The sequence below is a fragment of the Streptomyces sp. NPDC060209 genome (assembly GCF_042728155.1).
Classification (GTDB): domain Bacteria; phylum Actinomycetota; class Actinomycetes; order Streptomycetales; family Streptomycetaceae; genus Streptomyces.
In genome coordinates, this window is sequence record NZ_JBHWZS010000414.1 from 1 (window position 1) to 6,422 (window position 6,422).

Genomic DNA, 6,422 nt, shown 5'->3' on the forward strand with positions numbered 1-6,422 from the left:
CCGCGGGACGCGGCGGCCCTCACGTACCTCAGAAGCCGGTGCTCAGCGTGCCGCCCCGGCGTACCGAGTACACGACGAACCCCGCACCGACGAACAGGGAGGCCGTGCCGCCGATCAGGTAGGGAGTCGTGTCGACGCCCGCCCCGGTGTCGGCCAGTCTGTCCTCGGAGGTGAACTCCCCGGTGGCGGAAGCCTGTCGGAACTCGGCGGAGGAACCGGCGGACGAGCCGGTGGTACCGCTCCGCGTGCCTGCTTCGCCGGTCGCGTTGGCGGACGGGACGAACCAGAGAGCACAGAGCAGGGTGCCTGCCGCCGTGGTGGTCAGCAGCGTGCGACGAGCCATGGACACAGAATCGATCCCCTTGCGACAACCATCAGTTAGCCCTGCGGCCCGATGCTAAGCAAAGCAGCGGGTCGGAGGAAAGCCACAGGTCCAGGGAGCCTTACGCTCCGGCGTATGAGCACTTCGGAGACACCCTCATTTGTTCGGCTTCGCGTGGAGATGGTGCTGGAGATCAGCGACGCGGACGCCCTGACCGGGACGGCGCTGGAGAGCATCGCCGCCGATTTCACCGCCTCCGGCGCCTCGGCCGACGAGTCGGCCGAGGAACGTACGCATGCCGAGGAGACGGTCAGGGAAGACGCAGCGGAAGCCCTCGCCTCGCTGATCGACCCGTTCGATCTGGTCAGCCAGGTGCCCGGGGTCGACCTAGCCCAGGCCTCCTGGAGCAGCGAGACGATCGACTACGACCCCGACGCCGAGGACTGGGCCGCCGGAGAGGACGGGGACCAGGCGTACTACGGGATCGAGGACAATGAGACGGACGACGAAGAAGGCGGCGGGAATACGGAACGCTGACGCCCGTGGGGCACTCCTCAGAGGTGGCGGGAACCGCCGCGGTCCTGGGTGCGTCGGTGAGTGTTGTTCCCCACATCCGAGGTGGATGTGGAACGGAAGACCCGGTCGCGGTGTTCTTGGAACATTGACGGGGAGTCGCCGTCGGGCGACCCTGTCCGGGGATCTTGGGGAATCGGCAACGATGGAGAAGCGTGTGATGACGGACAGCAAGCGGCGCAAGGGCCTCATGGCCGCGTCCGCACTGCTCGGCGGAGTGCTGGTGCTTTCGGCCTGCAGCGACGACGGCGGCAGCGGCACGGGTGCGAGCGCCGACAGCTCGAAGACGTCACAGGCGCAGGTGGACGAGGCGGCCGCCAAGGACGCCTCCGAGGCGCAGATAACGATCGCGCCGAAGAACGGCGCGACCAACGCGAGCATCAACAACGCCGCGATGGTCACCGTCGCCAAGGGCAAGCTCACCGAGGTCACCATGACCACGGCGGACGGCGAAGCCGTCGAGGGCACCCTCGCGTCCGACGGCTCCAACTGGAAGCCCAGCGGCCAGCTCGAGCGCTCGACGACGTACAAGATCAGCGCCACGGCGGCCGACTCCAAGGACCGTGAGGCGCACGCCAACAGCTCCTTCACCACGGTCTCGCCCGAAAACAGCTTCATCGGGAACTTCACGCCCGAGGACGGTTCCACCGTCGGCGTCGGCATGCCGGTCTCGATCAACTTCAACAAGGCGATCACCAACAAGAAGGCCGTCCAGGACGGCATCAAGGTGACGTCGAGCAGCGGCCAGGAGGTCGTCGGTCACTGGTTCAACAACCAGCGCCTCGACCTGCGCCCCGAGGACTACTGGCAGGGCGGCTCCACGGTCACCCTGAAGCTGGCCCTGGACGGGGTCGAGGGCGCCGACGGCGTGGTGGGTGTCCAGCAGAAGACGGTCACCTTCAAGGTCGGCCGCAACCAGGTCTCGACCGTGGACGCCAAGGCGCACACCATGACCGTCACCCGTGACGGCAAGACGGTCAAGACCATCCCGATCTCCGCCGGTTCCTCCGACAACCCGACGTACAACGGCCAGATGGTGATCTCCGAGAAGTTCAAGGAGACCCGCATGGACGGTTCGACGGTCGGCTTCACGGACGACGACGGCAAGGGTGAGTACGACATCAAGGACGTGCCGCACGCCATGCGGCTGTCCACGTCCGGCACCTTCATCCACGGCAACTACTGGGGCGCCAAGTCGATCTTCGGCAGCGCGAACACGAGCCACGGCTGTGTCGGCCTGTCCGACACCCAGGGCGCGGACGACCCCAACACGCCGGCCGCCTGGCTGTACGACAACTCCATGGTCGGCGACGTGGTCGTGGTCACGAACTCCCCGGACAAGACCATCTCCCCCGACAACGGCCTCAACGGCTGGAACATGAGCTGGTCCGAGTGGACGGCGGACTCCGCCGCCTGACCCTGACCGCGCCCCTCTCCCCTCCGAAGGCGGTGGCACCCGGATCGTTCCGGGCGCCGCCGCCTTCGGCGTACGCGCACCGGCAGTGTTCTCATCCAGCTCTCATCGGAGACTTAACTCCTCATCACGCCCGGTCCATATCTTCACGCCATGTTCTTCACCTACCTCCGGCGCGAGCTGCGCCGCCGCAGAAAGGCGGCGCTCGTCGTCGCCTCGGGGCTCGCCCTCGGCATTGCGCTCGTCATCATCGTCAGCTCGGTCTCCTCGGGCATGAGCAAGGCCCAGGACAAGGTCCTGGAATCGCTGTACGGCCTGGGCACGGACATGACGGTGACGAAGGCCGCGGCCGCCCAGGGCTCCGGCGGTACCGAGCGCCCCCGGTTCAACTTCGACGCCCAGGACGACGAGGACGCGACCCAGAGCACCGACCGGGTCATGGTCCAGGGCTTCCAGACACTCGCGGCCAGCACCGTCGACAAGGTGGGCAAGCAGGACGGCGTCGCGGACGCCGTCGGCGGGCTGAGCCTGACGGTCATGAAGGTCGACGGCCAGTTCAAGCGCGGCGAGTTCAAGCAGGACGAGAGCTCGGGCTCGGGCTCAGGGCAGGGCGGACCCGGCGGCGGCCAGGGCGGCAGCGGCCAGCCGCAGGGCCGGGTCGAGGGCGGCGGAGCATCCTTCGACGTCAACTCCTTCACCGTGTACGGCACCGACGTCACCCAGCAGGACCTCGGCCCGCTGACCTCCTCCAAGATCACCAAGGGGCGTACGTTCAAGGCCACCGAGACCGACGCCAAGGTCGCGATAGTCGACTCCGCCTACGCCAAGGAGAAGGAGCTCGCGGTCGACAAGACCGTCACCATCTCCGGCACCAAGTACACGATCGTGGGCGTTTCCACGGCGGACAGCGGTGACGCGGCCGCCAACGTCTACATCCCGCTGAAGCAGGCACAGACCGTCGCCGACTCCAAGGACAAGGTCACCACGGTCTACGTCCAGGCCGCCGACTCCCAGCAGATCGACACCGTCAAGGCCTCCATCCAGAAGAACATCTCGGGCACGACGGTCACCACCTCGGCCGACCTCGCCGACACGGTGTCCGGCTCCCTCTCCACCGCCTCCGACCTGGCCTCCAGCGTCGGCAAGTGGCTCTCCATCGCGGTCCTCGTCGCCGCGTTCCTCGTCGCGGGTCTGCTGACCTCCTCCGCGGTCAGCCGCCGCGTGCGGGAGTTCGGCACCCTCAAGGCCCTCGGCTGGAAGAGCGGGCGCGTCACCCGACAGGTCATCGGCGAGGCCCTCGTCAACGGCCTGATGGGCGGCGTCCTCGGTATCGCCGTCGGCCTCGCCGGCGCCTACGTCGTGACCGCCATCAGCCCCACCCTCACCGCCCAGCTCGGCTCCACGGGCGGCGGCGGGGGCGGCGGCATGGGCGGCGGCGGCCCGATGGGCGGCGGCGGAGGCGGTCGTCAGACCGCGTCCAAGACCCTCGACATCGCGTTGACCGCACCGGTCTCCCTCACCACGATCCTCGTCGCCGTCGCCCTGGCGGTGGCGGGCGGACTCATCGCGGGAGCCTTCGGCGGCTGGCGGGCCTCCCGGCTGCGGCCGGCCGACGCACTGCGCCGCGTCGCGTAACACCGCCCCGCCCCTCCCCTTCCGTACGTAGCAGCAGGAGTCCACACGTGTACCAGCTCAAGGGCGTCACCAAGCGCTACATGCGCGGCAAGAATCCCGTCGACGCGCTCGCCGGTGTCGATCTGACCATCGAGGACGGCGGAAGGCTCGTCATCCAGGGCCCGACCGGCGGGGGCAAGTCCACCCTCCTGCAGATGCTCGGCGGGCTGGACCGGCCCACCTCCGGCACCATCGAGCTCGACGGTGTCGACCTGGCCAAGCTCCCCGAGTCCCGCCTCACCAAGGTCCGGGCCGAGTCCATCGGATTCGTCTTCCAGAGCTTCAACCTGATCCCGACGCTCACCGCACAGGAGAACGTCGAGACCGCCCTCGTCCCCCTCGGCCTCGGTGCGAAGACCCGCCGCGAACGCGCCGCGGAGGCGCTGGAGTCGGTGGGCCTCGGTGACCGGCCCACCCACCTGCCGGGCGAGATGTCCGGCGGCCAGCAGCAGCGCGTCGCGATCGCCCGGGCCCTGGTCAAGCGGCCGAAGGTGCTGCTCGCCGACGAACCGACCGGCAACCTCGACGAGTCCATGCGCGACGAGATCATGGACCTGCTCGACGGGCTGTGGAAGGAGCACGGACTGACCTTCGTGATGGTCACGCACGACAGCTCCCTCGCCCGCAAGGCGCCCCGGGTGGCGACGATCCGCAAGGGGAAGGTCACCGTGACGGAGAACGCGGCGGCCTGATCCGGGGGCGCGCGGGCCTCACAGTCGTCCTCCTCCGGCTGTGAGGTTCGCCACCCGCACGGCCCTTCGACCCGGGCGCCGCGCGGCCCCTCCGCCCCGGCGGCAGAGGGCGCAGGCGGGCAGAAGCGCGCGTACCGGGACGAACAACCGTGGTCAGTATGTGGATGTCGTCCGGGCAAGGCCGGGCCGCACTGCGAGAATCGCCGGGTGCAACGGTCCCCACGGGCCGGTGGCGCCTCCGGGGACAGGGAGCGCCGACGCGCATGAGCCCACCCACGGAAGGTCTTGATCAGATGCCGGCCAGCTCCGACTCCCTCACCCCGCGCACCGCCGAGAACCGTGTCATCGAGCCGCTCTACGCGGAGATCCTGCGGCGCAACCAGGGCGAGGGCGAGTTCCACCAGGCGGTGCGCGAGGTCCTCGAAACCCTGGGCCCCGTGCTGGCGCAGCGCCCGGAGTTCGTCGACGCCCGCATCATCGAGCGGATCTGCGAGCCCGAGCGTCAGCTCATCTTCCGGGTGCCGTGGTCGGACGACGCCGGCGACATCCACGTCAACCGCGGCTTCCGCGTCGAGTTCTCCAGCTCGCTCGGCCCGTACAAGGGCGGACTGCGCTTCCACCCCTCCGTCAACCTCGGCATCGTGAAGTTCCTCGGCTTCGAGCAGATCTTCAAGAACGCCCTCACCGGCATGCCCATCGGCGGCGGCAAGGGCGGCGCGGACTTCGACCCCAAGGGACGGTCCGACGCCGAGGTCATGCGGTTCTGCCAGTCGTTCATGACGGAACTCCACCGCCACCTCGGCGAGTACACCGACGTCCCCGCCGGTGACATCGGCGTCGGCGGCCGGGAGATCGGCTACCTCTTCGGCCAGTACAAGCGGATCACCAACCGCTACGAGTCCGGCGTGCTCACCGGGAAGGGCCTCGGCTGGGGCGGCGCGCAGGCGCGCACCGAGGCGACCGGCTACGGCTGCGTCCTCTTCACCGCCGAGATGCTGCGCGTGCGCGGCGAGTCCCTCGACGGCCAGCGCATCGCGGTGTCCGGCTCCGGCAACGTGGCCATCTACGCCATCGAGAAGGCCCAGCAGCTCGGCGCGACCGTGGTGACCTGCTCCGACTCGGGCGGCTACGTGGTCGACGAGAAGGGCATCGACCTCGACCTGCTCAAGGAGATCAAGGAGACGGGCCGCGGCCGGATCTCCGAGTACGCCGAGCGACGCGGCGAGCACGTGCGCTACGTCGAGGGCACGGGCGTCTGGAGCGTCCCCGTGGACGTGGCCCTGCCCTGCGCCACCCAGAACGAACTCCACGAGGCCGACGCGCTCGCCCTCGTACGCAACGGGGTGAAGGCGGTCGCCGAGGGCGCCAACATGCCCACCACTCCCGAGGCCGTCCACGTCTTCCAGAAGGCGGGCGTCGCCTTCGCCCCCGGCAAGGCGGCCAACGCGGGCGGCGTGGCCACCAGCGCCCTGGAGATGCAGCAGAACGCGTCCCGCGACTCGTGGACCTTCGCGCACACGGAGGAGCGCCTCGCGCAGATCATGCGCCACATCCATGACTCCTGCTACACGACGGCCGATAAGTACGGCAGCCCGGGCAACTACGTGGTGGGCGCGAACATCGCGGGCTTCGAGATCGTCGCGGATGCGATGCTGGCCCAGGGCCTGATCTGACCCTGCCGCGCCGCACGGCCCGGGAGGCCGGGGGAGTGGGGACAACCTGCGGATATCACGGTCATGTTGTCGTT

6 protein-coding genes are annotated in these 6,422 nt (G+C 69.2%); 5 read left to right on the plus strand and 1 reads right to left on the minus strand.

The genetic code is table 11. From position 1 onward, the window contains the following. Window positions 1-28: 28 nt before the first annotated feature. Complete coding sequence (locus ACFWFI_RS39880) at window positions 29-349, minus strand: hypothetical protein (RefSeq protein WP_387400387.1); 321 nt, start codon at window positions 347-349, stop codon at window positions 29-31. Window positions 350-457: 108 nt separating this feature from the next. On the opposite strand from ACFWFI_RS39880, the gene ACFWFI_RS39885 reads away from it, so the two are divergent. The 5 genes from ACFWFI_RS39885 (at window position 458) to gdhA (ending at window position 6,348) form a co-directional block, all read left to right on the plus strand. After that, a complete protein-coding gene (locus tag ACFWFI_RS39885) occupies window positions 458-859 on the plus strand; it encodes a hypothetical protein (RefSeq protein WP_387400389.1) in 402 nt (133 codons plus the stop codon). A gap of 181 nt (window positions 860-1,040) precedes the next feature. Further along, window positions 1,041-2,312 (plus strand): L,D-transpeptidase, encoded by a 1,272-nt coding sequence (locus tag ACFWFI_RS39890; protein WP_387400391.1) that lies wholly within the window; start codon window positions 1,041-1,043, stop codon window positions 2,310-2,312. A 150-nt stretch (window positions 2,313-2,462) separates the two neighbouring features. Then, complete coding sequence (locus ACFWFI_RS39895) at window positions 2,463-3,944, plus strand: ABC transporter permease (RefSeq protein ID WP_387400393.1); 1,482 nt, start codon at window positions 2,463-2,465, stop codon at window positions 3,942-3,944. Window positions 3,945-3,991: 47 nt separating this feature from the next. Next, window positions 3,992-4,675: an ABC transporter ATP-binding protein gene (locus tag ACFWFI_RS39900; RefSeq protein ID WP_387400395.1), complete on the plus strand. Its 684-nt coding sequence runs from the start codon at window positions 3,992-3,994 to the stop codon at window positions 4,673-4,675. Window positions 4,676-4,968: 293 nt separating this feature from the next. After that, window positions 4,969-6,348, plus strand: a complete 1,380-nt coding sequence (gene gdhA, locus ACFWFI_RS39905) for an NADP-specific glutamate dehydrogenase (protein ID WP_387400397.1) — start codon at window positions 4,969-4,971, stop codon at window positions 6,346-6,348. The last annotated feature ends 74 nt before the right edge of the window (window positions 6,349-6,422 follow it).